The 26,971-nt window shown below is 63.8% G+C and carries 24 protein-coding genes; 18 read left to right on the top strand and 6 right to left on the bottom strand.

Annotated features, from left to right (window positions below; genetic code table 11):
- Positions 1-27: 27 nt before the first annotated feature.
- From NY78_RS11505 to NY78_RS11495, 3 genes are all read left to right on the top strand, one after another.
- Positions 28-1,008 carry a type II secretion system F family protein gene (locus tag NY78_RS11505; protein WP_043635859.1) on the top strand — a complete coding sequence of 327 codons (981 nt, stop codon included), beginning with the start codon at positions 28-30 and terminating at the stop codon, positions 1,006-1,008.
- Positions 1,009-1,017: 9 nt separating this feature from the next.
- On the top strand, positions 1,018-1,962 hold the full coding sequence (locus tag NY78_RS11500; protein WP_043635856.1) for a type II secretion system F family protein: 945 nt from the start codon (positions 1,018-1,020) through the stop codon (positions 1,960-1,962).
- A gap of 103 nt (positions 1,963-2,065) precedes the next feature.
- The gene (locus NY78_RS11495) at positions 2,066-2,449 is read left to right on the top strand and encodes a hypothetical protein (protein WP_231583956.1); all 384 of its coding nucleotides are present in this window, start codon (positions 2,066-2,068) and stop codon (positions 2,447-2,449) included.
- A gap of 335 nt (positions 2,450-2,784) precedes the next feature.
- Here NY78_RS11495 and NY78_RS11490 read toward each other — a convergent pair whose 3' ends face one another.
- From NY78_RS11490 to NY78_RS25500, 4 genes are read right to left on the bottom strand one after another with little or no spacing between them, the layout of a single operon-like run.
- On the bottom strand, positions 2,785-3,111 hold the full coding sequence (locus tag NY78_RS11490) for a hypothetical protein (protein ID WP_043635853.1): 327 nt from the start codon (positions 3,109-3,111) through the stop codon (positions 2,785-2,787).
- A 19-nt stretch (positions 3,112-3,130) separates the two neighbouring features.
- Entirely contained in the window at positions 3,131-3,586 is a 456-nt protein-coding gene (locus NY78_RS11485) for a TadE/TadG family type IV pilus assembly protein (RefSeq protein ID WP_047960152.1), read from the bottom strand.
- A 31-nt stretch (positions 3,587-3,617) separates the two neighbouring features.
- Positions 3,618-5,060 (bottom strand): pilus assembly protein TadG-related protein, encoded by a 1,443-nt coding sequence (locus tag NY78_RS11480; RefSeq protein WP_082139981.1) that lies wholly within the window; start codon positions 5,058-5,060, stop codon positions 3,618-3,620.
- Entirely contained in the window at positions 5,008-5,718 is a 711-nt protein-coding gene (locus NY78_RS25500) for a TadE/TadG family type IV pilus assembly protein (protein ID WP_231583954.1), read from the bottom strand. Before NY78_RS25500 ends, NY78_RS11480 begins: the two co-directional genes overlap by 53 nt.
- Positions 5,719-5,782: 64 nt before the next feature.
- Between NY78_RS25500 and NY78_RS11470 the strand changes: the two genes are divergently transcribed.
- From NY78_RS11470 to NY78_RS11445, 6 genes are all read left to right on the top strand, one after another.
- Complete coding sequence (locus NY78_RS11470; RefSeq protein WP_231583952.1) at positions 5,783-7,195, top strand: tetratricopeptide repeat protein; 1,413 nt, start codon at positions 5,783-5,785, stop codon at positions 7,193-7,195.
- A 33-nt stretch (positions 7,196-7,228) separates the two neighbouring features.
- Positions 7,229-9,334, top strand: a complete 2,106-nt coding sequence (locus NY78_RS11465) for a response regulator (RefSeq protein WP_043635843.1) — start codon at positions 7,229-7,231, stop codon at positions 9,332-9,334.
- Between the two features lie 339 nt (positions 9,335-9,673).
- Positions 9,674-11,257 carry an ATP-binding protein gene (locus NY78_RS11460; protein ID WP_197084236.1) on the top strand — a complete coding sequence of 528 codons (1,584 nt, stop codon included), beginning with the start codon at positions 9,674-9,676 and terminating at the stop codon, positions 11,255-11,257.
- 57 nt (positions 11,258-11,314) lie between these two features.
- On the top strand, positions 11,315-12,034 hold the full coding sequence (locus tag NY78_RS11455; protein WP_231583949.1) for a lytic transglycosylase domain-containing protein: 720 nt from the start codon (positions 11,315-11,317) through the stop codon (positions 12,032-12,034).
- Entirely contained in the window at positions 12,031-12,519 is a 489-nt protein-coding gene (locus tag NY78_RS11450; protein ID WP_043635837.1) for a peroxiredoxin, read from the top strand. The genes NY78_RS11455 and NY78_RS11450 overlap by 4 nt, the downstream gene beginning before the upstream one ends.
- Before the next feature lie 7 nt (positions 12,520-12,526).
- The gene (locus NY78_RS11445) at positions 12,527-13,516 is read left to right on the top strand and encodes a hypothetical protein (protein ID WP_043635834.1); all 990 of its coding nucleotides are present in this window, start codon (positions 12,527-12,529) and stop codon (positions 13,514-13,516) included.
- Positions 13,517-13,704: 188 nt separating this feature from the next.
- Here the strand turns inward: NY78_RS11445 and NY78_RS11440 are convergent, their stop codons facing one another.
- Positions 13,705-15,408 (bottom strand): FAD-dependent oxidoreductase, encoded by a 1,704-nt coding sequence (locus NY78_RS11440; RefSeq protein WP_043635831.1) that lies wholly within the window; start codon positions 15,406-15,408, stop codon positions 13,705-13,707.
- A 436-nt stretch (positions 15,409-15,844) separates the two neighbouring features.
- On the bottom strand, positions 15,845-17,002 hold the full coding sequence (locus NY78_RS11435) for an NAD(P)/FAD-dependent oxidoreductase (RefSeq protein WP_043635828.1): 1,158 nt from the start codon (positions 17,000-17,002) through the stop codon (positions 15,845-15,847).
- Between the two features lie 325 nt (positions 17,003-17,327).
- Here NY78_RS11435 and NY78_RS11430 point away from each other — a divergent pair, with 325 nt between their 5' ends.
- From NY78_RS11430 to NY78_RS11390, 9 genes are all read left to right on the top strand, one after another.
- On the top strand, positions 17,328-17,705 hold the full coding sequence (locus NY78_RS11430) for a DUF309 domain-containing protein (RefSeq protein WP_043635826.1): 378 nt from the start codon (positions 17,328-17,330) through the stop codon (positions 17,703-17,705).
- Between the two features lie 20 nt (positions 17,706-17,725).
- On the top strand, positions 17,726-18,175 hold the full coding sequence (locus NY78_RS11425) for a VOC family protein (protein ID WP_043635823.1): 450 nt from the start codon (positions 17,726-17,728) through the stop codon (positions 18,173-18,175).
- 236 nt (positions 18,176-18,411) lie between these two features.
- On the top strand, positions 18,412-21,867 hold the full coding sequence (gene dnaE / locus NY78_RS11420; RefSeq protein ID WP_043635820.1) for a DNA polymerase III subunit alpha: 3,456 nt from the start codon (positions 18,412-18,414) through the stop codon (positions 21,865-21,867).
- Between the two features lie 245 nt (positions 21,868-22,112).
- On the top strand, positions 22,113-22,994 hold the full coding sequence (locus NY78_RS11415) for a glycosyltransferase (RefSeq protein ID WP_043635818.1): 882 nt from the start codon (positions 22,113-22,115) through the stop codon (positions 22,992-22,994).
- A gap of 56 nt (positions 22,995-23,050) precedes the next feature.
- The gene (locus tag NY78_RS11410) at positions 23,051-23,446 is read left to right on the top strand and encodes a 6-pyruvoyl trahydropterin synthase family protein (protein WP_043635815.1); all 396 of its coding nucleotides are present in this window, start codon (positions 23,051-23,053) and stop codon (positions 23,444-23,446) included.
- A gap of 23 nt (positions 23,447-23,469) precedes the next feature.
- Positions 23,470-24,351, top strand: coding sequence for a glycosyltransferase (locus NY78_RS11405; RefSeq protein ID WP_043635812.1), 882 nt, complete (start codon positions 23,470-23,472; stop codon positions 24,349-24,351).
- A 144-nt stretch (positions 24,352-24,495) separates the two neighbouring features.
- Positions 24,496-24,924: an ATP-binding protein gene (locus NY78_RS11400; protein WP_043635809.1), complete on the top strand. Its 429-nt coding sequence runs from the start codon at positions 24,496-24,498 to the stop codon at positions 24,922-24,924.
- On the top strand, positions 24,912-25,253 hold the full coding sequence (locus NY78_RS11395; protein WP_043635806.1) for an STAS domain-containing protein: 342 nt from the start codon (positions 24,912-24,914) through the stop codon (positions 25,251-25,253). Before NY78_RS11400 ends, NY78_RS11395 begins: the two co-directional genes overlap by 13 nt.
- Positions 25,246-26,937 carry a CgeB family protein gene (locus NY78_RS11390; RefSeq protein ID WP_231583947.1) on the top strand — a complete coding sequence of 564 codons (1,692 nt, stop codon included), beginning with the start codon at positions 25,246-25,248 and terminating at the stop codon, positions 26,935-26,937. Before NY78_RS11395 ends, NY78_RS11390 begins: the two co-directional genes overlap by 8 nt.
- The last annotated feature ends 34 nt before the right edge of the window (positions 26,938-26,971 follow it).

Below are 26,971 nucleotides of genomic sequence, written 5' to 3'. Positions count from 1 at the left end.
AATCAGCCGGGATAGGAGCGAGACGTCATGTCCGACGGTCTGCCGAAGATCCTCTCCCTGGCCCTGCTGCTTTCCCTGGTCTACCTGTTTGTTGCCGTGGTGCTGGCCATCCTGCGCCTGACCGACAAGTCCGGCCAGGAAATGGCCCGGCGCATCGACCAGGTGACGCGCGGCGAGGGGCTTGGCCTTGAGGTGGGGGACATCGAGAAGAAACACGAGATGAGCGGCCTGCGTTGGCTTGATGTGTTGCTCTCGCGCCATGCCTGGAGCGGGCGCATGGAAAAGATCCTGCATCAGGCCGACATCAAGGCCCCGCTTGGCATCTTCGTGTTGTTGTCCCTGGTCTTCGGCGTCACTGGGTATCTCGGCAGTTCGCTGTATGTCGACAACCCGTTGGTGCGTCTGGGCGTCGGGCTGGCCCTGGGCTGCCTGCCGTTTAAATGGGTGGCCATGCGCAAAAGCAAACGCATGGCCGATTTCGAGCGCCAGTTGCCCGAGGCCCTGGAACTGGTGGGCCGGGCGCTACGGGCCGGACACACCTTCACCAGCGGCATGGGCATGGTGGTCAGCGAATTCGCCGACCCCATCCGCATTGAATTTCAGACCACCTTGGAAGAAATCAATTTCGGCCTGGGCGTCACCGTGGCCCTGGACAACCTCATGGACCGTGTGGACTGCCCGGACCTGAGCTTTTTCGTGGTGTCGGTCAAAATCCAGAATGAATCCGGCGGCAATTTGGCGGAAATCATCAGCAACATCTCCTGGCTGATCCGCGAGCGGTTCAAACTCAAAGGCCGCATCCGGGTGCTTTCGGCCGAAGGGCGCATGGCCGCATGGGTGTTGTGCCTGCTGCCCTTTGGCGTGAGCGGCGTGGTGAAGATGGTGAATCCCGATTATTTCAATCTGCTGTTTATCGACCCCATTGGACTGATCATGAGCTACCTGGTCATCGGGCTTATGACCACGGGCGTCCTCATTATCCGCAAGATGGTCCGTATCGAGGTCTAGGAGCGCGCCATGGATCTGTTCGTCATTGCCGTGCTGGTCGCCGCGAGCGTGGGCCTTGTCGTCTACGCGGCGGCGACGCTCCGTGACGAAGGCCGCAAACGCCAGGAGATGGCCGGTCGCGCCTATGCCGTCGCCAATGCGGCGCAGCTGGGCGGGAGCGCGCGACCGGGGTTGCTTGGCTGGATGGAGAGCGTCGGACGGCGGGCGGCGGCCTGGTTTGGCGAACTGGTCAAACCCAAGGAAGCCAAGGAACTGTCCAAAACACGGTCGTCCCTGGTCCAGGCCGGCTACCGACAGCCAAACGCGGTGGAACTGTATTGGGGCATCAAGGCCGGTTTCGCCTTTGTCGGGCTGGTGCTGGGCACGCTTGCGGCCATGTCCGGCCGGGTGTCCGGACAGTACAAGATGTTCGTGGTGGTGGCGCTGGTGGCCGCGGGGTTCTATTTGCCGGGGTTCGTTCTGAACTCCCGGGTCAAGGCCCGGCAAAAAGCCATCGCCCGCAGCCTGCCCGACGCCTTGGACATGCTGGTCGTTTGCGTGGAGGCCGGCATGGGCCTGGATCAGGCCATCTACCGGGTGTGCCAGGAGCTGACGCAAAAGGATCCCATTCTCAGTTCCGAACTGCGTCTGCTCACGTTGGAGCTGCGGGCCGGCAAATCGCGGCGCGAGGCGCTGCGCAATCTTTCCACCCGGGTCGGCCTGGAGGACCTGGGCAGCCTTGTGGCTATGCTCATCCAGACCGACATGTTCGGCACCTCGATTGCCCAGACGCTTCGGGTCTATGCTGATTCCTTGCGGACCAAACGCTTTCAGTTGGCCGAAGAACTGGCGGCCAAGCTGCCGGTCAAGCTGCTTTTGCCGCTGATGCTGTTCATCTTTCCGACGCTGTTGATCGTTATCCTGGGACCGGCCGGCATCCGCATCGCCCAGATGCTCGGCTCCATGCACAAGTAGGGCGGGTTTTGCAGCGGGTTGGCGTCGCCAAGGCCGGGCGTCGTCGCGGCAGCAGGCCGCCGCGGGAACGGGCCAACCGGCGCAATACGGTCGGGCAGGGGGTATGGATATGGCCGGTGTGGCCGACTTGGCGCGCTCGGCAAAGGAGCTTCAAGGCAGCCAGCAGGATATGCTGGACGCCGTCTCAGGGCTTGGCTCCGGCTCCAGGAATCTTGTCTCGGAGTTCGGCGCCTTTTTCCACAATCCCGACAACCTGCTGGCCTTGGCCATCTGCCTCGTCTCGGTGATCGGCATGTATCGCCTGCTTCGGGCCGAGCACATCATCCCGGCCCCGTCCCGCCCGTCCATGGGCGGGATGCTGACCAGTCCCCTGGCCCGGCGCATGGTGTTGCGGGCGATATTCGCCCTGGTCCTGGCCGCCCTGGGGCTGGCCGTGGTCATGGGCCGCCTGACCGGCCTGCTTGAACTCCTCAAAAGCGGTTTCTAGCGGCGCGTCCTTTCCTCTTCCGTCCGTTTCGTCAAGAAATTGGTCTTCAGGTTTGTTTCCTTCGAGAGCGGTGCTGGCGTGTTTCGAGGACACCATCTCGCGCCGTGTTTGCCGCGCCTGACCACTGCCGGGCAGTCTGCCCGCGACCAGACTGCCCGGCAGACCGCCCGATGCATCCACCGAAGCCTATCCCCCCGCCCGACCGGCCAACCGCTGCCGGCGTCTGGTTGGCGGATGCCCCGCCCGGCCGGCAACAAAAAAACAGGGGACGCCCGGAGTCCTGCTCCGGGCGTCCCCTGCCATCGGGCCGCACCCTGCCTGGGGAGGCTGGCTGGCTACTCCCGAAATGGCTTGTATTGCTGCAAAATCTTGTCGGCCACGGACTGCTTGAGGGCCGCGATGTCGCTGTCCCCGGCCAGGGACTCGGCGGCAGACAACGCCGCGGCCGAGTCTTCGAAACCGGCGTCCTTGGCGATGGCGTTGAATTTGGCGTCAAAGGCCTCCGGGTCGTCCCGGGACAGGGTCACGTAGTCGCTGGCGCTGACCAGGGTAAGATAGTCTTGATAAAATTTGACCACATTGTCCTTGGTGCCGGCTGCGCCGGCCTGGGCGGCTATGAGCAACAGGGCGGCCAGGGCGATGACGGAAAGTCGGGTGTTCATGGCGTCGTCCTTTGGCGGTCTACCACGGCTCGGAGATCTTGCGGGTCGAGGCGGACAGCTGAATATTGTCGAAAAAGGGCTTCATGGGTTGGATCAGGGCCTGATACTTGTACGTGAGCTTGACTTCAAACGGCGTACACGGCGTGGCCTTGCAGCTGGTGGTCGTCGTCGGCGACAGGGTCAGCGTCGGCGCATCGGCCGAGTCGGACTGCTTGACCATGGGAACAAGGTTGTTGTCGTTCATGAACTGCTTGGCCGAGTCCTGGCTGGTCTCGCGCATGGCCGTATCGTGGGCGATGGTGGTCACGGCGTTGTTCAGGGTCAGCTGGATGCGCAGGATATTGGCGATCTCGATGATGCCAAAAAGAAGGCTCAGGAGGATCGGCAGCACCAGGGCCATCTCAACGACCAGACTGCCTGTCTGGGCGGCGTCGCGGCCCCGGGGCGCTGCGTGGAGGGTATGGACGGCCTTCATGGCGGTACTCGCTTGTTTATCCAACGGCTGGTTACGGGGTGCCTGTGGTGGCTTCCTTCCTGGTCATGAGGCGCTGGCCGAGCTGCTGCCCGATCTTTTTAAACATTTCCTTGATGCCGGCTTCATCCGGGGCGTCGAAGTAGTGGTCGTCGGTGCCGGCCTTGGACGAGGCGATCTGCTTCATGATGCTTTTGTCCGTGGTGTCGGAGTCGCCGAAGCGGATGGAGAAGATTTCCACAGGATAGCTGGTGTCGTTTTTGGCCAGGTTGGCTTCGTTTATGACATACTGGTTGAGCAGTCCGCCGTCCTTGCAGTCCGGAATCTGGGCCAGGGTCAGGGTGGCCGTGGACAGGGTGGCATAGGGCGACGTTGACGTGTCGGGCTTGAGTCCCTGGCCGAAGTAGGCGTTGGTCCAGTAGGTGTTGATCGTCTTGGAGGCCGAGGCATAGGAGCCGCTGCAGCGGCCGTCCTCGGTGTCGCCGTCGGTGAGCACGATCATGATCTTACGCACCTTCTTGTCCGTGTTGCCCTCGACATAGGGCGCTGCAGGCGACAGCACGTTTCGTCCCCACTTGATGCCTTCGCTGATAAGCGTCCCGGAAGTCACCGCGCCGGCGTTTAAGGCCGCGATGTTGGACAGGATGTCTTCCTTGTCCGACGACAAGGCCCGGATGGGCGACATGCCGGCGCAGGTCTTGTCCGAAGTGGTGCTCACGCCGCTTATGGTGTAGCCGTAGAAGATGTTTGTCTTGGTCGTGGTGTGGGAATATTCCGGGCGAAGCTTGCCGTTGTTGAGCGTGCCGTCGGCATTGCGGCAGCCAACGCCCACGCCGTCGGGATTCTGCTCGGCCGTCACCGGGTCGTTGCCGTCGATGCGCACCTTGCCCTGGAAGGGGACCAGACCGATCTTGGACCGGGTGGCCGTGTCCGACGAGGCCGGCATGATGAGGTTGACCAGATTCGTGGCCGCTTCCTTGACGTTGGTGATGGGCGTGCCCTTCATGCTGCCGGTGGAGTCGAGGACCATGACCAGTTCAATGTCATTGTAGCCGGCGCAGGCCTCGGCCGAGACGGTCTTGTCCGTCATGCCGATGACCTTGGAAACGGTCATCTCCACATTCGCCTCGGCCGTCACGCACACGCTGCGGGTGGCCCCGCCGGATTCCACCAGGATGTTTCCGGCATCGGCGTCGTTGGCCAGCAGATTGGTTTTCGCCGCCGCTTCAGCCTTGCCGTTGTTCACGTCCGGATCGTCGGGGAGCTGGAGGCTGCCGGCCAGGGCCGCCGAATCAACGGCATTTTGCAGGCGGTTGTGCTCCACATACAAGCGGCCATAGTCCACGGCCACGCCGGCTGCGGCCATGACGGCAAGCAGGCTGGCCGCAACCAGGACAGTGGACGCACCCCGGGTGTCGCCGGTCTCAGTTTGGAGCCGGCAACGCGGTGACGACTTTGGCTGAAAGGGTGAGCGCATCTGTTCCCACAAGGCTGAAAAGGCCTGAGCCGCCCTGGCTGTCGGATTGCGACGCGAAAAAAGGCGAGAAGACATGGTCCACCTGCACTGTTACGTTGTTGGAACTGTCCCGGGAACCGACGGTGACCGTAGGCGCCTGCCCAGCGAGAGTCGATGATGCGTCGGAATTCTGGAAAAGGCTCTTCATGTAATCGGCCACGCCTGACGGGTCGCCGTTTTGCCGAGACACCATTCGTGCCCCTTCCATGGCCGCATTTTGCAGCTGGGAGTATTCGAGCAGAGCCCGCGACGCTTCGACAAGCACAAGAAGCAGCGGAACAAGAATCAACATCCCCAAGACTGCTTCGATGGCTGCGACGCCGCGTTCCTCTCTATGGAATCGTTTCATGGCGATATTCCCGTGTTGGGCACGATCCTGCCTTTTCATTGTGGGGAGCGTATTTTCCCCTATGTCTGAAAGAATCATGCCAGAAGGTGAAAACGGCGGTCTTGAAAGTTTTATATTTATATTTAAGTATGTTGCTAGAGAAGGGGCGGCCGTTGCGCCGGGTTTGGCCGGTTGGCGTTCCAGGAAATGTGGAACAGCCTGGGCGAAACCGCCTGTTTCCGCAGGCTCGGCCAGGGGGTCTGATCCATTGTCGATGGACAGGTCGATCACGGCCCGTGTTTACCCGCCAGACCGGGTCTGCTATGTTCCGGCCATGGAGACAGGAGAAACCAGGGTGAAAAGGCAGTTGCGAACGGGCATCGTTCTCGTGGTTGTGGGGCTGGGTCTGCTGGCCCTGGCCGGTTGCGGGGCTTCGGCAGGCAAGGGCAAGGGGCCGGGCGCGGCCGCAACAGGCAACTCGAGTATTGCCGCCGGAGATGCGGCCATGGCCCGGGGCGATCGGGGCGAGGCCGGCCGGCTGTATCTGGCGGCGCTCAACTCCGGGGCCGACGCCGCCACGGCCCATACCCGCCTGGGCGACCTGTATCTCGGCACGGGGGCCTATCCCCAGGCTCTTGACGCCTATCAGCAGGCCATCAAGGCCAACCCCAAGTATGCTCCGGCCCTGCAGGGCATTGGTTTCGCCCTGTACCTGGGCGGTGGCCGGGGGCAGGCTGGTCCGTATCTGACCAAGGCCCTGGCCCTGGACCCGGGGCTCTCCCGGGCCGCGGCCCTGCTGGGAACGCTTGAAAACCGCGACGGCCACCCGGATGTGGCCCTGGCCGTGTCCGACGCCTCCCTGGCCAAGGCGTTCGACGCCGACGTGGAGAACAATCGCGGCATCTCGCTTTTGTTGCTCGGACGCGGCGAAGAAGCGGCCAGCGCCTTCCACAAGGCGGTCGCTTCGAAAAAATCCGTCAAATTTTCCAACAATCTTGGATTGGCCCTGTGCAGACTCGGCCGCTACGACGAGGCCTATGCCGCCTTCGCCGGTGTGGGCTCGGAATCGGCAGCGCTCAATAACCTCGGCGTGTGCTACATGGAGGCCGGCAACAAGGACAAGGCCCAGGAGTTTTTCGAGAAAGCCATTGCCGCCAATCCGCGTTTCTATCCCCAGGCCCATGAGAACCTGTCCCGGCTCTCGGCCGTGGAAGAGGTGACCCTGCCGGCAGTCGTCGCCACCCAGCCGGCGGCCCCGGTCGGACAGCCGACGGCCGTGCCGTTCCCGGCGCAAAGCGCCCCGGCGGTCCAGCCAGCCGTCCCCCAGGGCCACCCGCTGCCCCCGGCTGCCGCGTCCAAGCCGGCCGCGTCCAAAGCAGCCACAGCCGCTCCCAAGGCCCCGGCGTCGCCCGCACCTGCCCCGGCGGCCCCGATCATTCCCGTCGCCCCGGACACCCCGGTCATTTCGGTTGGGGCTCCGTCAGAGACCCCAGCCCCGACCCCGACCCCGGCAGCAGCCCAAGCCCCAGCCTCGGCGGCAGTCCCGGCCCCGGCGGCTCCTGGGCAACCGGCTCCGCCCTCGCCGGCCGCAGCACAAGCTCCGGGGGCCTCGGCCCCGGGCTCGTCCGTCCAGGGACCCAAACCGTTTACGCCGGCGGCAGCCCCGGTCCAGGCCCGGCCCGCCGCGGTCCAGCCGGAACGGGCCAAGGCCCGGCCCGGGGCCAAACCGTCCGCTGCCGAAAAAAACGATCGATCAGAAATGCCTTGAGGCCTGCCCGCAGGTCTCGAAGCAGGGAGCGCCATGGGAGCAGCGGAAACAAGGCCGGAAGTCATGCGTCTGCTCGTGGCCGACGACGAGCGGCGTATTCTGGACCTGTTCACCGAAATTCTGGCCCCGTCCGACGACATCCTGGACGGACTCGACGGTCTGGGAGCGGGGCATGCCGTCCAGGAGCAAAGTTTTGAACTGACGCTTTGCCGGCAGGGCGAGCAGGCCGTGGCTGCCTTTCAGGCTGCGGCCGCAGAAAATCGCCCCTATGCCGTGGCCTTTGTCGATGTCCGGATGCCTCCCGGGCGCGGCGGTCTGGCTGCGGCCGAAGAAATCCGGGCTATTGATCCCTGGGTCCAGATTGTGGTGGTCACGGCCTTTACCGACGTCGATCCGGTGACCATTGCCCGGCGCGTGCCCCCGGCGGACAAGCTTCTCTACATCCAAAAGCCTTTTCATCCCCAGGAGATCATGCAGTTCGCCACTTCGCTGTGCGCCAAGTGGCGGGCCGAGCGGGACTTCAAGGCGCTCAAAAGCCGGCTCGAAACCCTGGTCTACGAACGCACCGCCGCTCTGGCCAGCGCCAACCGCAAGCTGACCCGGGAAATGGAGGAGCGCGAACGGGTCACCCATCTCATCGAATCAGCCAAACGGGAATGGGAAGGCACCTTTGACTCCGTCCAGGACCTCGTCGTGGTCATCGGCCGCGACTGCGCCGTGCGCCGCCTCAATCTGGCCATGGCCCACCGCCTGGGCCTGGCCCCGCGCGACGTGGTGGGGCGGCCATGCTCCTTTGTCTTTGATGCCGAGGACAAGCCCGGCGAGCGCAGCGCCGACATCCTGGAAATGACCGACGGCCGCTACCACTCCCGGGAAATTGCCATCCCGAGGCTCCACGGCGAATTTCTCATCACCTCTTCGCCGCTCACCCATGCCGACGACGCCCCCTTGGCCACGGTCTTCGTGGCCCATGACATCACCGAACGCAAAAATCTCGAACGCCGGCTGCGCCAGAGCCAGAAAATGGAAGCCATCGGCACCCTGGCCGGCGGCATCGCCCACGATTTCAACAACATCCTCGGCATCATCATGGGCTTTGCCGAGATGATCGAAGGCGAGGCCCCGGCCGATACGCCGCTGGCGAGGCGCGTCGGCCACATCCTGGCCGCCTGTCGCCGGGCCCGCGATCTGGTCTTGCAGATCCTGTCGTTTAGCCGCCAAAACGATCAGGAGGCCAACCACCTGCGCGTCGGGCCGCTGGTGCGCGAAACCTTGAAGCTTATCCGGGCCACCGTTCCGAACACCATTGCCATCACCGAAATGATCAAACCCGGCCGCGACGCCATTTTGGCCGAACCGTCCCAGATCCAGCAGATCATCATGAACCTGTGCTCCAACGCCGCCCAGGCCATGCGCGAGACCGGCGGCATCCTGGAAGTGGGGCTGGAGGAGATGGCTGCCGGAAATTGCCCGCTGCCCGGCGAATCCGGCCTGGCCGACTGCCTGCATCTGTGGGTGCGCGATACCGGTCCGGGCATTGCCCCGGACATCCTGGAGCGCATCTTCGATCCCTTTTTTACGACCAAAAAGCCCGGGGAAGGCACGGGCATGGGGCTGTCCGTGGCCCATGGCGTGGTGCGCAAGTACAAGGGCGAGATCAAGGTCAAAAGCCAGCCCGGGAGGGGCGCGACCTTTGACGTCTACCTGCCCCTGGCCGCCAACGCCCCGGATGAGCCGGCCGTGCCCGTGGCCGATCCGGCCATGGGGCGCGGGCGCATCCTGCTCGTTGACGACGAGCAGGCCCTGGCCGACATCGGCCGGGAACTGGTGGAATCCCTGGGTTACAAAGTGGTGGCCCAGAGCGATCCGAAACAGGCCCTGGCCCTTTTTCGCAACGACCCCGCCGCCTTCGATCTGCTTATTACCGATCAGAACATGCCGGGCCTGACCGGGGCTGAACTGGCCAAGGCCGCCCTGGCTCTGCGCCCGGAACTGCCGGTGCTGATGCTCACCGGCTTTAGCGAGACCATGAGCAAGGAAGGGGCGCGGGCCATCGGCATCCGCGACCTGCTGCTCAAACCTGTGCTGCGCCGCGATCTGGCCACAGCCATAGAGGCGGCTCTGCGCCCGGGGGCGTAGGGTGAGAGAAGAGGGGGGAATGCCTCCGGCGGCCGGGAGGGGGTAACCCCCTCCCGGACCCTCCCTGGCTGGGGGGCAGGAAGATATCGCGGGCGGGGCGGGGCCTGCTCCCCCAACCAGGAAAAGTTTTCAAGGGGTTCCTGGCGTTGGCGGGCAAGCTGGTCGGCTGCGGACCGGGACACCCGGCGCGCGCGCGTGACGGGAACGTCTGGTGCGCCTGGGCCAGGATGGCGACACAGCCTTTGGCCGGGATGAAGCGGTCTTGTCACAGTGCGGGGATACATCCAGGACCCGGACGTCCCGGCAGTCCGGGCGTCAGGCCGGGCAGGGAAGGAAATCATGGAACGACAGGAACTCGGCTATGTGGCGGCGGTAGAAGGCGCGGAATTGACCGTGGTCCTTGGGGACGACGTTTTTGCCACAGTGACGGTGGGCGACATGGTGGTCATCCCTTCGTCGCGCTCCCTGGTCTTTGGGCTGGTGCAGACCCTTCTCACCCCGTCTCCGGCGGCAACGGTGACCCCTGGCGACCGGCACTTGGCCCGGGTGGCCCTTCTGGGCGAGAGCCTTGGCACTGAGGACGCCGCGTTCACCTTCCAGCGCGGCGTTTCCCACAACCCGTGCCTAGGGGCGGCGGTGTGCCGGACCGACAGCGCCGATCTGGCCCGCATCTACGCCAAGCCGAGCAAATCCAGCGTGGTGGTCGGGGCCTTGCATCAGGACTCGGACGTGCCGGCCTATGTCATCGTGGACGATTTTCTCGGCAAACATTTCGCCGTGCTCGGCACCACCGGTTCGGGCAAGTCCTGCACCGTGGCCGTGCTGTTGCGTTCCATTCTGACCGCCCACCGAAACGGCCACATCGTGCTCCTCGATCCCCACGACGAATACGCCGCCGCCTTTGGCGACATGGCCGAGATGGTCACCCCCGACACCTTGGTCCTGCCCTACTGGCTGCTCGATTTCGAGGAGATGGTGCAGGTTTTTTGCAGCACGGGCCAGCCCTACCGCGAGGTCGAGGCCAATATTCTCAAGGATTGCGTCATGGCGGCCAAGGCCGAATATCTGCGCGGCAGCAGCGGGGGCGACGAGGCCGGGCTGACCATCGACACGCCGGTGCCCTACCGGCTGGCCCGGGTGACGGAGCTGCTCAAGATCGGCATGGGCAAACTCGACAAGCCCGAAAGTTCCATCCCCTATATGCGCCTGATGAGCCGCATCGATACCCTGCGCCGCGACCGCCGGTTTTCCTTCATGTTCGGCCAGCTCACCGTGGAAGACGTCATGGGCGAGGTGCTGGCCCGCTACCTGCGCCTGCCCGCCGATGGACGGCCCATGACGATTTTCAATCTGGCCGGCGTGCCGTCGGAAATCGTGGATGTGGTGGTCTCGGTCCTGTGCCGGCTCATCTTCGATTTCGCCCTGTGGACCAAGCGGGGCACCGGCGTCCCCATTTTGCTCGTGTGCGAGGAGGCCCACCGCTATGTGCCGCGCGATTCCGCCGTGGCCTTCGGTCCCACCCGGCGGGCGCTCTCGCGCATTGCCAAGGAAGGCCGCAAGTATGGGGTGTCGCTGGGGCTTATCACCCAGCGGCCCTCGGAAATCTCGGAAACCGTGCTGTCCCAGGTCAATACGCTTTTTTCCCTGCGCATGAGCAACGAGCAGGACCAGCTGTTCGTGCGTCGGGCCATGCCGGAAAATGCCGCCGGCCTGCTGGCCGCCCTCCCGGCCCTGCGTACCCAGGAAGCGGTGGTGGTGGGCGAGGGCGTGCCTGTGCCCATGCGCATCCGATTGCGGGAACTGTCCGCCGATGAGCGGCCAAGAAGCGATACCGCCCGGTTCTCAGAGGTCTGGAGCGGGCCGTGTAACGATAAGAACTTTATCGCCGACACCCTGGACCGGTGGCGTCGGCAGATCCGCTGAGCGCCTTCCTTGTAAAAGCCCGCTTGAGGGGGTAGGGAACGGATGATGCGCCAAGCGATGCCTCGCCTGTTTTTTCGGGTTCTGTTGCCCATGCTGTTTTTGGCCGCGACCGGTCTTTGTCCGTTGCCTCCGGCTCAGGCTGCGGCCGGTCCGAAGATGGTCAGCGCCCCTTCGCCTGGGGCCACGGAAATTCACGGCCTGATCCTGCCCGACCCGGTGGCGGCCGGCCGGCGCGACAAAATGTTGCGGGAGGCCGGGCACAAGTTTAACGAGAAAAAGGCCACGAGCTGCAAGTATCCGGAAGTGATCGTCGATGCCAAGCTCCTCGGTCTGGTCAACAGCCACAGCAAGAAAAACGGTCTGGACCCCCGGCTGGTCTATGCCCTGATCGAGCAGGAATCGCGCTTTAATCCTTGTGCCGTCTCGCCCAAGGGAGCCCAGGGGCTCATGCAGATCATGCCCGACACCCAGAAGCTGCTGGGCCTGACCGAGCCGTTTGATCCCGAGCGCAACATTGCCGCCGGCACCCGGTATCTGCGCGCTATGCTCGACCGGTTTCAGACCGAAGTCATGGCCCTGGCCGCCTACAACGCCGGTCCCGGAGCCGTGGCCAAACACGGCGGCGTGCCGCCCTATGACGAAACCAAGGATTATGTCTTAAAGGTCGTTGACCGCTATTTCATGTTGCGTCTACGCTATCCCGACGAGGGGATCGGTGTGATCCACCAGAAGCTGGCCGCCGGGGACTTGCCTCCGGCCAAACTGGAGAAGCCATGAGCGAGACCCCCTGGCCCGGCGAAGGCAGCCCGGCCCCGGATTTCTCCTTGTCCGACGCGGACGGGCACAACCACGCCCTGGCCGATTTTTCCGGCCGGTGGCTGGTGCTCTATTTTTATCCCAAGGATTCCACCAGCGGCTGCACCACCGAGGCTGTGGAATTTTCCGGACTCCTGCCCCGGTTCCTGGCCCTGGGGGCCGATGTCGTCGGCATAAGCCGCGACAAGCCGGCCAGCCACCGCAAATTTATCGACAAGCACGAATTGACCGTCACGCTCTTGTCCGACCCGGACACCACGACCCTGGCCGCCTACGGGGCCTGGCGGGCCAAAAAGGTCTGCGGCAAGGACTGCGTGGGCACGGTGCGCTCCACCTTTCTTATCGATCCCAAGGGCGTCGTACGCAAAGCCTGGCCGCAAGTGGCCAAGGCTGCCGGCCACGCTGAAGCCGTGCTGGCCGCGCTCACCGGGCTGGCTGGAAACTAGGACGCCCATGGCCCTCTGTGTCACCAGTCTGCGCTCCGGGGGGCTGATCGCCACCTACCAGTGCCAAAGCGCCTGTCCCCACTGTCTCTATCGCGGCGGGCCGGGGCGCTCGCCGGACTATATCGACCAGGGGACGGCTGCGGCCTGCTTTGCCAAGGCCCTCTCGCTTGGGGCCGTGACCATGCATGTGGGCGGCGGCGAACCGCTGGCCGATCCTCTGGGGCTGGCCGGGGTGCTGGCGGCCGCAGCCGAGACAGGCATGGGCATTGAATATGTGGAGACGAGCGGGGCGTGGTACGACGACGCCGACGAGGCCGTGGAGCTCTTAACCGAACTGCGCTCCATGGGCCTGGGGTCGCTGTTGGTGTCGATGAGCCCCATGCTCAACGGCTTCGTGCCGCTGGCCAAGACCCTTGGCGTCATGGCCGCCGCCCGGGCCGCCGGCGTGGCGGTTTTTCCCTGGCAGGAACATTTTCTGGCTGATCTCAAGCAGTTCGATCCCGAGACGACACATCCCTTTGCTGCCTACCTCCACCATTTCGGTCCGGGCTATCCGGCGGCAATCCTGGACCGCACCTGGATTCACCTGGGCGGGCGGGCCTTTGACCTCTTTGCCCCGGCGCTTGGCCGGCAGCCGGTGGAAACGATCCTGGCCAAGGCCTCGCCGGATTGTCTGCGGGAGCTGTCCGATACCAGCCATTTTCACATGGATCTGTACGGCGACTACGTGCCCGGCCTGTGTTCCGGGCTGGCCTTCCGGGTCGACGACCTGGGTGCGCCGCTGGATTCCGAACGCTATCCCATCCTGACCACCCTGGCCGAATCCGGCATTGCCGGCTTGTACGACTACGCCGCCGCCCTGGAAGGCTACGAGGCCAGGACCGAAGGCTACGTCAATAAGTGCGAGCTGTGCCAGGACATTCGCCGCCATCTGTCCGAGCGGGGCTGGTTTGAGTCCAACGAGCTGTCGCCGCCTGAATTCTACGCATCCATATAGAAGATGAAGAGGTGAAGCGCCTCCGGCGGCCGGGGGCCTGAGGCCCCCGGACCCCCCAACCGGGTGGGGGGGGCGGCGTTGCCGCGACGGTGCGCGGCAGTTGGGGTGTCTGCTCCCGGGTACGAGGGCCAGAGGTTCAAGGATACAATAAAGCGGCCAGCCGCGTTTGTGACGGGCTGGCCGGGCGGTTAGGAGACTGCTTTGCCCTTTTTCCAGTACGGATTGGTGGTGTCCTCGAAGGCCGACAGCGCCGCTGTGGAGCCGTCGCCCACGGCGTTGACGATCTGCTGGGAACCGCCGGTCACGTCGCCGGCGGCGTAGATGCGCGGAATCGAGGTGCGTTTGCCCCGGTCGGTGACGATGTAGCCGTGGTCGTCGAGCGTCAGGCCCAGTTCCTGGGCAATGGCCGTGTTGGGCGTCAGGCCGATGGCCACGAACACGGCATCGGTCGGGATTTCCCGCTCGGTGCCGTCGGCCACGTCATGCAGGCGCACGCCGGTCACCTGGGTGTCGCTGCCGAGAATCTCCGCCACAGTGGTTCCGAGGATGGCGGGGATGCCCTCCTTGGCCAGGGCGTCCTGTAAATGCTGCTCGGCCCGAAACTCCGGCCGGCGGTGGATCAGCGTCACGTCCACGCCGAGGTTTTTCAAATGCAGCGCGTCGGTCAGCGCCGTGTTGCCGCCGCCGACCACCACGGCCTTTTTCCCCCGATAGAGATAGCCGTCGCAGGTGGAGCAATAGCTGACGCCAAAACCGAAATAGCGGTCTTCGCCCGGTGTGCCGAGCTTGCGCCAGGCCGCCCCGGTGGCCAGAATCAACGCCTTGGCCACATACACGGCCTTGTCGGTGTAGACCTCCACATGCTTGCCCACCTTGACTTCCTCGATGCCCTCGCCTTCGTGGATCTCGGCATAGCTGCGGGCCTGTTCGGCGATCATTTCCATCAGCCGTTTGCCCGGCACACTGGCAAAGCCCGGGTAGTTCTCGACCACCGGCGTCACGGTCACCTGGCCGCCGATGACGCTTTTTTCCAGCACAACGGCGCTCATGCCGCTGCGTGCGGCGTAGATGGCGGCCGTCAGCCCGGCCGGGCCGCCTCCGGCCACCACCACGTCCAGTTCGACCACAGGCAGCCCGTCGGCCGGGGCCACGCCGGCGGCGCGCTGCTGGGCCAGGAGCTCTTCAGCGCTTTTAAGCGTCACCAATTCCACCACGAAGCGTTCCTCAGGCAGCAGGCCCAGGGTGGAAAACGTCTCATTAATGATGGTGTGGGGGACGCTGCCCACATGGTACTTTTCGGCCAGGGCCTGATGCTGGGAGGAATCGACGCAGACGGCGGATACGAGGTCCGGGCGCTCCACGGCGCAACGAAAGGCGTTGCCCACCTGTCCCGGGCAGTAGGGGCACGACGGATTGACGAACACCTGGACATGGCGTTTCTCGTCGAGTTCCTGGAGCAGTTGCCGGGAAATCTGGGTCAGTCCGCTTTTCCCCAGGGACAGGCGCATGATGGTCTCAATGAGCGTGCGCGCCTCTTCGCCAAGGGGCGCGCCGAGATAGCGGATCTGGCAGCGGTCCGGGGCCAGCAGCAGGGTGGGGGAGAAGTCCACGCCGTAGAGTTTGGCTTCGGGGCTGTCCAGGGCGAGAAAGCGGGCTGTAATTTTGGGGGTTATTTCCGACAGTTCCCGGCAAAGTGATTCCATGAAACTGTTGTAGGGGGCGTTTTGCTGGGGATCGGTGAAGACCACAAGCTCCACAGGCTCCTGCATGGCATCGAAGAACTTGGTCAGCTCGGGTAGATTGTCTTCAGGAATAAGGCGCTTGGGCGTCGCCTGGACCTGGGCGGGCTCATCCGCGTCGGCTTTCTTTTTGTCGCGTCCGAAAAGGGCCATGGTGCCGCTCCTTGGGTCGTTTGCAATGGGTCTTGGGCCATTGTGTAGCCCAGGCGTGCCGGATAGGCAAACAATTGCATGGCCGCCTGCGGGTTTCGCTTGCGGGCCGGGAAAAAAAGGCTACAAGAAAAACAGGGAACCAGGGAGTCCGGCCCGGGGGGGCTGGAGTAACGTAATGGGGGAAGAGGCCATGAAAGATGCGCTCTCTGCGGCCGCAGTGATCTTTTTTGCGGCCATCATGCTGTTTTTCCCGTCAGCTTGGGAACGGATCAGCGACGCCGAGGCCAGACGCCTGCTGAAGGAGTAGGCGGGCGGGACGGGTCGGGGAAACCCGGGTGTTGCGTTCGAGACTCACGGGTGTGCTTCATTAAGAAGCAACAGTCGTGATTGCGCCTTTCTCTTCTCAAAAAGCAGCGCTGTTTTTGAGAACACGACCCTAGGCGCTCTCGCCGGCGGCAAAGCCGGAGGCGTAGGCCCAGTGCAGGTTAAACCCGCCCAGCCGGCCCGTCACGTCAAGCAATTCGCCAATCACATACAGCCCCGGGACCCGCGTGGCCTCCAGGGTCTTGGAGGATATGGCCGCCGTATCCACGCCGCCAATGGTCACCTCGGCCTTGGCGTAGCCCTCGGCTTTGCCCGGGGTGAAGGGAAAGGCGACCAGCTTGGCGGCCAGTTCGCGCCGGGCCTTGGGCGAGAGCCCGGCCACCGGGCCGGCCAGCGCCAGCTTTTGGGCCACCTCGCCGGCCAGCCGCTTGGGCAGCACCCGGGCCAGGGCGTTTTTGATCTCCAGCCGGGGCGCTTCGGCCAGCACCGCTTCGAGATCGAGCCCGGGCAAAAAGTCGATGGCCAGTTCGCCGCCGCGCCAAAACATCGAGGCATCGAGCACCGCCGGCCCGGATATCCCCTTGTGGGTAAAAAGCAGGCTGCCCACGGCCTCGCCCTGGCCGCGAATGACCACCGGCAGCGACACCCCGGAAAGCTCCTGGCAAAACGCCGCCATGTCCGGTCCGGCCAAAAGCGGGGTCAGACCCGGCAAAAGCGGCGTGACGGCCAGACCGAAACCCCGGGCCAGGGCGTAGCCGAAGTCCGTGGCCCCCAGCCCCGGCCAGGATTTGCCGCCCAGGGCCAATACCAGGGAGGCGGCCCGCACCGTGCCGGCATCGGTGTCGACGGCAAAGGCCTCGCCGTCTTTGCGGGCTGCGGCCACAGTTGCGCCCAGCATGAACTGCGCCCCGACCTCCCGGGCGCGCGCTTCGAGAAACCGCACCAGGGTGATGGCCCCGCCGGTACAGAAATGCTTGCCGGCGTCTTCCACCTGGGTGGCCACGCCGCCGGCGTGTATCCAGTCCAAAAAATCCCGGGAGGGCAGGCGGGCCAGGGCGGATTTGACGAAATGGGGGTTGCCGCAGACATAATCGGCCGGCACAATGTCCTCGTTGGTGCAGTTGGCCCGCCCACCCCCCGAGGCCAGGACCTTGCGGGCAATCTTGCGGCCATGGTCAATGAGCAGGACCGAACGCCCGCGCCGGCCGCAGCCTATGGCGCAACACAGCCCGGCGGCTCCGGCTCCCAATATGGCGACATCGACCTGCATGATTTCCTCGTTGTGTTAGTTGGAATGAGAAGTACGGTACGGCTTGGGAAATAAGAGGGAAGAGGAAGATGCCTCCGGCGGCCAAAGGGCAGTGCCCTTTGGAAACCCTCTATAATTATGAGAAACGAGTTATGGTTTTCAAGGTTCTCAGGCCCTTTGGCCGTCGCAGCAACGGTGGTTCCGCGTCAAAAACCCCTTGAAAATTTCCCCCGTTGGGGGGTCCGGGGGCCTCAGGCCCCCGGCCGCCGGAGGCACTCTTCCTCTTCCTCACCCCTCGCACGCTCACAGCGTCAAGGCCGGCCCAAAAGACGGAGGGAACCGAAAAATGTCAAGCAGCTCCTTTGCGCCGCCGGCTTTGGTCCAGGCCGTGGCCGAATTTAACGCCGGCGAGTTTTTCGCCTGCCACGACACCCTGGAAGCCTTCTGGCTGTCCGATGTCTCGCCCGAGCGCGACCTGTACAAGGCGGTGATCCAGGTGGCGGCCGGGCTGTATCATCTGGGCAACGGCAATGTCCGGGGTTGCCGCAAGCTCCTTCTCCGGGCTACGGGGTATCTCACACGGTTCGTGCCGCGTGCGGCAGGCCTGGATGTGGCCGGGCTGGTGGTCATGACCCAGGCGGTCCTGGCCTGGCTTGAGACGGCTTCCCCGGGGGAGCCGTTGCCGGCGCAGCTTGTGCCGCACATTGCCTTTACGGCCGACTAAGCCCAAGGAGTTTGCCCCCGATGGCCATTCGCTACGTCCATACCAATCTGATCGCCCGCAACTGGCGGGCCTTGTCCGCGTTCTATATCCGTCTCTTTGATTGCAAGCCCGTGCCCCCGGAGCGCGACCTGTCCGGCGACTGGCTTGACGCCGCAACCGGCATCGACAACTCCCACCTGACCGGCATCCACCTGCGCCTGCCCGGCCATGGCGACACCGGCCCGACGCTGGAAATCTTCTCCTACGACATCTGTCCCGAACACCCCGACATCGCCCCGGATACGCCGGGCTTTTCCCATATCGCCTTTCTCGTGGACGACGTGGCCGGGATGTCCCAGGCCGTGCTCGATGCCGGCGGCACGGCTGTTGGCGCGCTGGCCACTCGTGACGTGCCCGGCGTCGGACGGCTGGTCTTTCGCTATATGCGCGATCCCGAAGGCAACGTGATCGAGCTGCAAAGCTGGAATTAGGGGAGGGGGCAAGGGAAGAGGAAGAGTGCCTCCGGCGGCCGGGGGCCTGAGGCCCCCGGACCCCCCCATTGGGAGAAGTTTTTCATGGGTTTCGGAACCCTCCCCCGACTGGGGCAGGGGAGGGGCCGACAACGACAACGATCCCAAGGCCGTTTCCAGTGCGAGCGTTGTGCGCTATACCGTCTCCGGCGTCGCGCCCGCAGCGGCGTCTTCCATTTTAGTACACGAGCACACCCATGTCCGATTTCGTCCACCTGCATTGCCACACCGAATACAGCCTCCTCGACGGGGCCATCCGCATCGGCGATCTGGTCAAGACTGCGGCCTCGTTTGGTTCGCCGGCCGCGGCCATCACCGACCACGGCAACCTCCACGGCGCGCTGACCTTTTACGACGCGGCCAAAAAAGCCGGCATAAAGCCCATCATCGGCTGCGAGGTCTACGTCACTCCCGGCAGCCGCACCGACCGGGACCCGCGAAGCCCGCGCTACCATCTGGTGCTCCTGGCCCAGAACATGGTCGGCTACAAGAATCTGCTCAAGCTCGTGACCAAGGGCCACACCGAGGGCATGTACTACAAGCCCCGGGTGGACAAGGAGTTGCTTGGCCAATACGGCGAGGGGCTGATTGCCCTGTCGGCCTGCCTCAAGGGCGAGGTCAACCAGAAGCTGTTGAAAGAGGGCAAGGATCAGGCTGTGGCCATGGCCAAGGAGTATGCGGCCCTGTTCCCGGACCGATTCTACCTGGAGATCCAGGCCAACGGCATTCCCGAGCAGACCACCTGCAATAATTTTCTGATCGAGCTTTCCGATCACCTCAAGCTGCCGCTGGTGGCCACCAACGACTGCCACTATCTGCGCGCCGACGACGCCGAGGCCCACGACATTTTGCTGTGTATCCAGACGGCCGCCTGCGTGGACGACGTCAAACGCATGCGTTTTTCCACCCAGGACCTCTATTATCGCAGCCCCGAAGAAATGGCCGCTGCCTTTCCGGACGTGCCGCAAGCCCTGGCCAATTCCTGCGAGATTGCCGAACGCGTCGACCTGACGCTCAAGTTTGGCGACTACCATTTTCCGGTCTACAAGACCCCGCCCGAACAATCCCTCGACGACGTCATGGCCGACATGGCCCGAAAGGGCCTGACCGAACGGCTGACCAAGATGCCGGGCGTGGACGTCAAGGTCTACTGGGAGCGCCTGGAACTGGAACTCGGCGTCATCAAGCAGATGGGCTTCCCGGGCTATTTCCTGATCGTCCAGGACTTTATCAACTGGGCCAAAAACAACGGCATCCCGGTCGGCCCCGGCCGTGGCTCGGCCGCCGGATCGCTGGTGGCCTATGCCCTTCGCATCACCAACCTCGACCCCTTGCCCTATGATCTGCTGTTTGAGCGGTTTCTCAATATCGAACGGGTGAGCATGCCCGATATCGACGTGGATTTTTGCGAACGCCGCCGCCACGAGGTCATCCGCTACGTCACCGAGCACTACGGCGAAGAAGCCGTGGCCCAGATCACCACCTTTGGCACCATGAAGGCCAAGGGCGTGGTGCGCGACGTCGGCCGGGCGCTCGGCATGACCTTTGGCGAGACCGACCGCATCGCCAAGCTCATTCCCGAAGATCTCAAGATGACCATCGACAAGGCCCTGGCCCAGGAGCCGGAATTAAAGACCATGATGGCCCAGGACCCCCGCGTGGCCCGGCTCATCGACGTCTCCCGCCGCCTGGAGGGCTTGGCCCGCCATGCCTCCACCCACGCCGCCGGCGTGGTCGTGTCCGACACGGCCATGACCGAGTATGTGCCGCTGTATAAAGGGAAAAACAACGAAACCGTGACCCAGTGGGACATGAAGCGCGTGGAAAAAGCCGGACTGGTCAAGTTCGACTTCCTCGGGCTCAAGACCATGACGGTCATTGACGACGCCTTGCAGATCATCCGCGAGATGGGCGAGACGCCGCCGGATCTCGACACCTTGCCCTTTACCGACGAGGCCACCTACGATCTCTTTGCCCGGGGCGACACCGACGGCATCTTCCAGGTGGAAAGCCAGGGCATGCGCAAGTATCTGCGGATGCTCAAGCCCAACTGCTTTGAAGACATCATCGCCATGCTGGCGCTGTATCGCCCGGGACCGCTTGGCTCGGGCATGGTCGAGCTGTTTATTCGCCGCAAGCACGGCGAGGACGTGGTCGAGTACCCCCATCCGCGCCTGGAAGAGACGCTCAAGCCCACCTATGGCGTCATCGTCTACCAGGAACAGGTCATGAAGATCGCCCAGGTCCTGGCCAGTTTTTCCCTGGGCGCCGGCGACCTGCTGCGTCGGGCCATGGGCAAGAAAAACGCCGAGGAAATGGCCAAGCAGCGCAGCTTTTTCGTGGAGGGCTGCGCGGGTAACGATATCGAGGCCAAAAAGGCCAATGAAATTTTCGACTTGATGGAGAAGTTCGCGGAGTACGGCTTCAACAAATCCCACAGCGCCGCCTATGCCCTGATTTCCTACCACACGGCCTATTTGAAGGCCCACTATCCGGTGGCCTTCATGGCCGCGCTCATGACCTCGGATATGGAAAATCAGGACAAGCTCCTGCAATACATCGCCGCCTGCCGCGACAACGATCTTGAACTGCTGCCGCCCGACGTCAATGCCGGCTATCCGCACTTTTCCGTCAAGGACAACAAGATTCTCTACGGGCTGGCGGCGGTTAAAAACGTCGGCCGCGACGCCGTGGCCGAGATCGTGGCCGCCCGCGAGGAGGGCGGCCCCTTTACGTCGCTCCTGGATTTCACCAGCCGCGTGAACATGCGCAAGATCACCAAGCGCGTCATCGAATATCTGATCAAATGCGGGGCCTGCGACACCTTTGGCTGTTCCCGGGCCGCCCTGCTGGCCGGCCTCGATCAGGCTGCCGCCCTTGGCCAGAAGCGGGCGGCGGATAAAAACGACGGCCGCCTGTCGCTCATGACGCTTATGCCCGAAAAGCCCCAGCCCACCGTGGGCCTGGGCCTGTCGTGCGCCGAGGCCACGCTGCCGGAATGGCACCATGAAGAGATGATGGCCTTTGAAAAGGAAGCGCTCGGCTTTTACCTGACCAGCCATCCGCTTCTCGCTTTCGAGCGCGATCTGCGGGCCATGCGCTTAACGACCCTGGCCCAGTGCGCCGGCATGGAGCCCGGGGTCGAGGTCAAGGTCGCCTGCATCTGCGTGTCCACCAAGGAGATCATCACCAAGAAAGGCCAGAAAATGGCCTTCAGCAAGCTCGAAGACCACCTTGGCGGCGAGGCCGAGGCAGTGGTCTTTTCCGATGTCTATGCCCTGTCTCGCGAACATCTGGACGCCGATATCCCGCTTTTCATCACGGCCAAGATCGGCAACTCGGATCAGGCTGAGGGCGAGGGCAAAAAGGTCATCAAGCTCCAAGCCGTGCGTATCGATCCCCTGTCCACGATCATCGGCGGCAGCGATGAGCCGGTGGAAGTCCTGGTGGCCTGCCCCGACGACAACCCCGTGGCCCTGGAACCCCTGGCCCGGATTCTCAAGAAATACCACGGCCAGTGCACCGTGCATCTGGTGCTGAACCTGCCCCGGGCCGTGTGCCGGCTGCGGCTCGGGCACGAATACGGCGTCAAACGCTGTCCGGAACTGCGCCGCGAACTCGACGCCTTCGAGCAGGGAGCCATTGGCCGGTAGGGAAGTGGAAAGGCGAAGGTGGTGTAAAGGCGAACGCGAAGACGAAGGCGAAGACTGGGGCGCTGCCCCAGGCCCCGCCGGGGGCTTGAAGCCCCCGGACCCCCCATCTGTGGGGCGAAGAGTTCTGTGTTGGGTCAATAAGAACACCCGCCCCATCCAGGGGGTCCGGGGGGGATGCATCCCCCCGGCAGAGCCTCTCCTGGCCGCCGGAGGCGCACGGCGGGAATGATTGCGGAGGGGTGCCGATGGGCCGCAGACTGCACATAGCCATCGTGACGTACAACAGACTGGAATCGACCATACAGTGCATAGAATCCGTCGTGGCCAAGACGGATACGGATTTTCGGCTGACCGTTGTCGACAACGGCAGCAAACAGGAAACAGTCGCCTATCTGCTGCGGTTGTATAATAAAAAAATTATTGATGATTTGTATTTGTTCGAAAAGAACATGGGTGTGGCCTGCGGCTATAATTTCGCCTTGTCGATTTCAAAAGAGCCTTTTTTTGTCAGATTGGACAACGACATCATCATCCAGGACAAATCCTGGGCCAATGTGTTGATGGAGGCTCTGACGACGCGCCCCGAGACCGGAACCGTGGGCTTTCATGTCTGGGCCAATTGCCCGGAAGATACGATTGCCGCCTTGCGCGATTGCGTCGTCTTTGTGCCCAGGAGCTTTACGACCGGGGCCTGCTCAATGTCCCGGCGCGATGTCCATGAGCGGTTGGGCTTTTGGTGCGAGGATTACGGCCTCTACGGCGAAGAGGACGCCGATTTCGGCTTTCGTCTGCATCAGGCCGGGTTTATCGCCGGGTATATCGACAAACGCGGCAGGTATATCCAGCATGAGCACACGCCGTATGAAACGGACGACGTCGGACCGCTTCGCAACAACAAGAATCGCGTTGCGACGCTGCGACTGTTTTTACTCAATAAGTTCATGTACAAAAACGGGTTGCGCGATCTTTTTATGCATCGGAAATATGATGCCCGGGTTGACGGCCTCAACGTGACCTTTGCCGAAAATCCGGAGTATGCCCGCTACATGGAAGAGGTCGTAAAGCTTGGCCGGAAAATGGAACCGGTCCTGGCCGCTGATTTGGAGCAGTATTACAAACAACGCTGAGAAACGGCGCAGTATCCGGGAGCGGCAGCGTCCCCCTGGCCGCCGGAGGCACGGACATGACGGAACAGCGCAAGGGTCGCTGGCGGTTGACGGTCACCGAGGGTTTTTGCGCCTCGCATTGTCTGCGGGGCTATGAAGGGCCGTGCGAAAATCTGCACGGCCACAACTTTGGCGTCGAGGCTGTGGTCGAGGGGGAACGCCTTGACCCCAAGGTGGAATATCTGGTCGATTTCAAGGTGCTGCGCGGCCGGTTGCGCCAGATTCTGGGCGAACTGGATCACCGGCACTTAAACGATCTGCCGGCATTTTCACTGGAAAACCCGTCGTCGGAGAATCTGGCCCGGCATATCTACCGCCGCCTTGAGGCGGCCATTACCGGCGAACCGGTGCGGCTGGTCAGCGTGTCGGTGTCGGAGAAAGAGGCCAGCAAGGCGACCTATATGGAATATTAGGGTCGGGGAAACACGAGAACGCCATGCCGCAACAGGTCCATATCGCCGTTGTCACCTACAACCGGCTGCCGTCCACCATCCGCTGTCTGGAGACCATCCGGGAACGCACCCGGGCGGCCTACCGCCTGACCGTGGTGGACAACGCCAGCCGGGACGACACCCGGGATTATCTGCTGCATCTGCGCCGCAAGGGCGTTATCGACGACCTGTATCTGTTCGATCGCAACATGGGCGTGGCCTGCGGCTACAATTTTGCCTTGTCCGTGTCCCGGGAGCCGTTTTTCGTGCGTCTGGACAACGACATCCTCATCGAGGACCCGGCCTGGGCCGATGTGCTCATGCAGGCCTTGACGCGGTGTCCGCAGATCGGTTCGGTGGGATTTCACATCTGGCCGGGGACGCCCGAGGAGTGCGATCCGCGCGGGGGGGACGGCGTCACCTTTGTCCAGCGTTCCTTCACCAGCGGGGCCTGTTCGATGTCGCGTCGCGAGGTCCATGAGCAGCTGGGGTTCTGGTGCGAGGACTACGGCATCTACGGCGAAGAGGATTCCGATTTCGGCCTGCGCCTGGGACTGGCCGGGCTTGTGGCCGGCTATATCGACAAGTGCAACCGGTATGTGCGCCATGAACACACGCCCTATGATACGGACGACGTTGATCCATTGCGCAGCAAAAGCAACCGCCTGGCCTCCCTGGAAACTTTTTTCCTCAACAAATTCATGTATGAAAACGGGCACCGTGAACTGTTTATGCAACGCCGCTACGACACGGTGGTGGATGGAGTGCATGTTTCGTTTCAGGAAAACCCTGCCTACGCCCGGTTCATGGACGAGGTGGCCCAGTTGCGCCACAAGCTGGCGCCGGCCCTAGCCTACTCGCTGCAGGAATATTTAAACGAAGGCTGACGCCGGACGTCCCGGACCTTGGCCGGCGACACGGGGCCGGCCGGGTCGATTTTGCCGGGACCTCTTGACGCCGCCCGGTCTTTCGGCGCAAACCCTAACGGTGGCAAGGCGCGACAGGCTGTCGGGTCGGCCCCGGAGCAAGGCATGGAACGTGCGGTGACCCGCAAGGTATTTCAGACGATATCCCATCCCGGGGACAGCCGGCGGCTGGCCAAGGAAGTGGTGGACTATCTGGCCGGATATATCGCCGACGGCGACATCCTCCACGATCTGGACATCATTCTGACCGAAGCCTGCGCCAACGTCTGCCGCCATGCCTACGGCGGCGAGCCGGGGCCGCTGGAAGTGCGGCTGACGGTCACTCCCGGAGCCTGGATCGAACTGGAAATTGTGGACTGGGGCCGGGGATTCGGTTCCGGGGTGCGATTTGAAAATCCCGGTCCCGATGCCGAGGGCGGCCGGGGCCTGTATATCATGCGCATGTTGGCCAACGACTGTCAGGTCAAACGCCGGGACAGGGAAAACGTGGTCTTTATCCATAAGGACATAGGGGCGGCGCTGTGGAAAACCTGACGATTCGGCGTGAGGGCGGGGCATTGCTGCTCAAGTACGCCGGTGAAATTACCTTGGAGATGACGACCGACCTCAAGCGACGCCTGGACGCGGAGCTTACTGAGGGCGATGTGAGCACCGTGATTATCGACCTTTCTGCCGTGCCGTTTATGGATTCCTCGGGTATCGGCTTTTTGGTTTCCGTCAACACGCGCATGAAAAGCGCCGGCAAGTCTTTTTATCTCTATCAGTTAAGCCCGGCCGTGGAAAAGACCCTGGGGTTGGTGCAGTTGATCGGCTTTTTCACCGTGCTGCCGGATGAAAGGGCGCTTACCGGAGTGTGTGGCTAGGCCTGATCCCGCCGGGGCTTCGCCGGCCTATGCGGCCGAGGCGGTGTTGGCGGACGGGATTGTCGCCGATGTGCGGCTTCGGGTTGGCGGCAAGACCTGGACCCTGGGCGGCCGGCATGGTCCGGCAGCCGAACAGGCGCGGGCCGAGGCGGCCATGGCCGGCGGCGGCCTGCCGGTCTTTTTCGGGGCCGGCCTGGGACTGGCCGCCAGTCGTTGCCGGGAGGCCGGGACGTCGGTGGTTGTGGTGGACCGGGACCCGGCCATAGCGGCCCTGACCGGCGCGGCCGACCGCTTGGCCGGTGATCCCGGGGCGCTTTGGATCGACGAGGCCGATCCGGTCCGGACGGCGGAGAGGGTCCGGGCCTTTGCCGCTGCAAACGGCCTGTCCGCCTGGACGATTTCGTCGCATCCGGTCCAGCGACGCCTCCATCCGGCCTATTTTGCCGCGCTGGCTGCGGCCCTGGCCCCGGACCCTGTTTCGCCCCCGCCGCGCTGGCAAAACGCCTTGCCCCGTGTGCTGTGCCTGACCAACAAGCTTTTTTTGCTGGGCGAGGTCATGGCCGCCTGTTCCCGTCTGGGCGCGCCCTGCCATTACCTCGAAACCGGCCCCGAGCTTGACCGCGACGACTTCATTGCCATGGTGCGCCGGGTCGTGGCAGATTTTCGGCCCGATTTCGTCCTGACCGTCAACCATCTGGGCGTGGACCGCCAGGGCGTGCTGCTGGAACTGCTCGAAGCCCTGCGCCTGCCCCTGGCCTCGTGGTTCGTGGACAGCCCGGAACTGATCTTGCCGCTCTATGCCCCGGCCGTGACCCGGGAGACCGTCCTTTTCACCTGGGACGCCGACAGCGTCGCGCCGCTTGCCGCTGCCGGCTTTCCCCAGGTCCACTACCTGCCCCTGGCCGCTGACGAGACGCGCTTTTGTCCGCGTCCGGCCTTGCCGGCCGACCATCCCTGGCGCTGCCGGGTGTCCTTTGTCGGCAACTCGATGACGCGAAAGACCCGCCTGCGCCTGGCCGCTGCTGCGCCGCCGCCGCTTCTGGCCGGGGCCTTTGGCGAACTGGCCGACTCCTTTGGCGCGTCAGACGCCCGCACCGTGCGGGAGCATCTTGCCAAGGTCCGGCCGGAGCTGCTCCCGGCCTACGAAGCCCTGGGCAGCATCGAGCGCCGGTTGGCCTATGCCACCGCCGTCATCTGGGAGTCCACCCGGCGCTACCGGGCGGATTGCGTCAGCCGCATCCTGCCCTGGCAGCCGATTCTGGTCGGCGATCCGGGCTGGCGGGAAACCTTTGCCGGCCAGGGCCGGGACTGGCGCTACCAGGCCGAGCTGGCCTACTACGACCAACTCCCGGATTTTTATCCGCTCTCGGACATCAATTTCAACGCCACCAGCCTCCAGATGAAGGGGGCCGTTAACCAGCGGGTGTTTGACGTGCCGGCCTGCCGGGCGTTTCTTTTAACCGACGCCAGACGGCAGATGGAGCGCCTGTTCGAGCCGGGGCGCGAGGTGGCGGTCTACAATCATCCCGAGGAAATCGGCGAATGCATCGCGCGTTATCTGGCCGACCCGGCCGCCCGGGAGCGCATCATGGCGGCCGGGCATCGTCGCCTGCTGGCCGAGCACACCTACCCCCGGCGAATGACCGAGCTTTTTGCCGTCATGCGGGCCACGTTCGGGAGCTAGGGCCGCGTCTCGCGTGCCTGCGACCGCAGTGTTG

Source organism: Desulfovibrio sp. TomC (assembly GCF_000801335.2).
Lineage (GTDB): Bacteria > Desulfobacterota > Desulfovibrionia > Desulfovibrionales > Desulfovibrionaceae > Solidesulfovibrio.
This window is presented reverse-complemented; position numbering and strand designations above follow the sequence as displayed.

Bases quoted from the DNA above. Each gene is read 5' to 3' on its own strand.
- NY78_RS11435 (WP_043635828.1), bottom strand. From the start codon at position 17,002: ATGCAGGTCGATGTCGCCATATTGGGAGCCGGAGCCGCCGGGCTGTGT.
- NY78_RS11430 (WP_043635826.1), top strand. From the start codon at position 17,328: ATGTCAAGCAGCTCCTTTGCGCCGCCGGCTTTGGTCCAGGCCGTGGCC.
- NY78_RS11445 (WP_043635834.1), top strand. From the start codon at position 12,527: ATGGCCCTCTGTGTCACCAGTCTGCGCTCCGGGGGGCTGATCGCCACC.
- NY78_RS11400 (WP_043635809.1), top strand. From the start codon at position 24,496: ATGGAACGTGCGGTGACCCGCAAGGTATTTCAGACGATATCCCATCCC.
- NY78_RS11450 (WP_043635837.1), top strand. From the start codon at position 12,031: ATGAGCGAGACCCCCTGGCCCGGCGAAGGCAGCCCGGCCCCGGATTTC.
- NY78_RS11440 (WP_043635831.1), bottom strand. From the start codon at position 15,408: ATGGCCCTTTTCGGACGCGACAAAAAGAAAGCCGACGCGGATGAGCCC.
- NY78_RS11485 (WP_047960152.1), bottom strand. From the start codon at position 3,586: ATGAAGGCCGTCCATACCCTCCACGCAGCGCCCCGGGGCCGCGACGCC.
- NY78_RS11500 (WP_043635856.1), top strand. From the start codon at position 1,018: ATGGATCTGTTCGTCATTGCCGTGCTGGTCGCCGCGAGCGTGGGCCTT.
- NY78_RS11460 (WP_197084236.1), top strand. From the start codon at position 9,674: ATGGAACGACAGGAACTCGGCTATGTGGCGGCGGTAGAAGGCGCGGAA.
- NY78_RS11455 (WP_231583949.1), top strand. From the start codon at position 11,315: ATGCCTCGCCTGTTTTTTCGGGTTCTGTTGCCCATGCTGTTTTTGGCC.
- NY78_RS11415 (WP_043635818.1), top strand. From the start codon at position 22,113: ATGGGCCGCAGACTGCACATAGCCATCGTGACGTACAACAGACTGGAA.
- NY78_RS11490 (WP_043635853.1), bottom strand. From the start codon at position 3,111: ATGAACACCCGACTTTCCGTCATCGCCCTGGCCGCCCTGTTGCTCATA.
- NY78_RS11465 (WP_043635843.1), top strand. From the start codon at position 7,229: ATGGGAGCAGCGGAAACAAGGCCGGAAGTCATGCGTCTGCTCGTGGCC.
- NY78_RS11405 (WP_043635812.1), top strand. From the start codon at position 23,470: ATGCCGCAACAGGTCCATATCGCCGTTGTCACCTACAACCGGCTGCCG.
- NY78_RS11480 (WP_082139981.1), bottom strand. From the start codon at position 5,060: ATGCGCTCACCCTTTCAGCCAAAGTCGTCACCGCGTTGCCGGCTCCAA.
- dnaE (WP_043635820.1), top strand. From the start codon at position 18,412: ATGTCCGATTTCGTCCACCTGCATTGCCACACCGAATACAGCCTCCTC.
- NY78_RS11410 (WP_043635815.1), top strand. From the start codon at position 23,051: ATGACGGAACAGCGCAAGGGTCGCTGGCGGTTGACGGTCACCGAGGGT.
- NY78_RS11505 (WP_043635859.1), top strand. From the start codon at position 28: ATGTCCGACGGTCTGCCGAAGATCCTCTCCCTGGCCCTGCTGCTTTCC.
- NY78_RS11425 (WP_043635823.1), top strand. From the start codon at position 17,726: ATGGCCATTCGCTACGTCCATACCAATCTGATCGCCCGCAACTGGCGG.
- NY78_RS11495 (WP_231583956.1), top strand. From the start codon at position 2,066: ATGGATATGGCCGGTGTGGCCGACTTGGCGCGCTCGGCAAAGGAGCTT.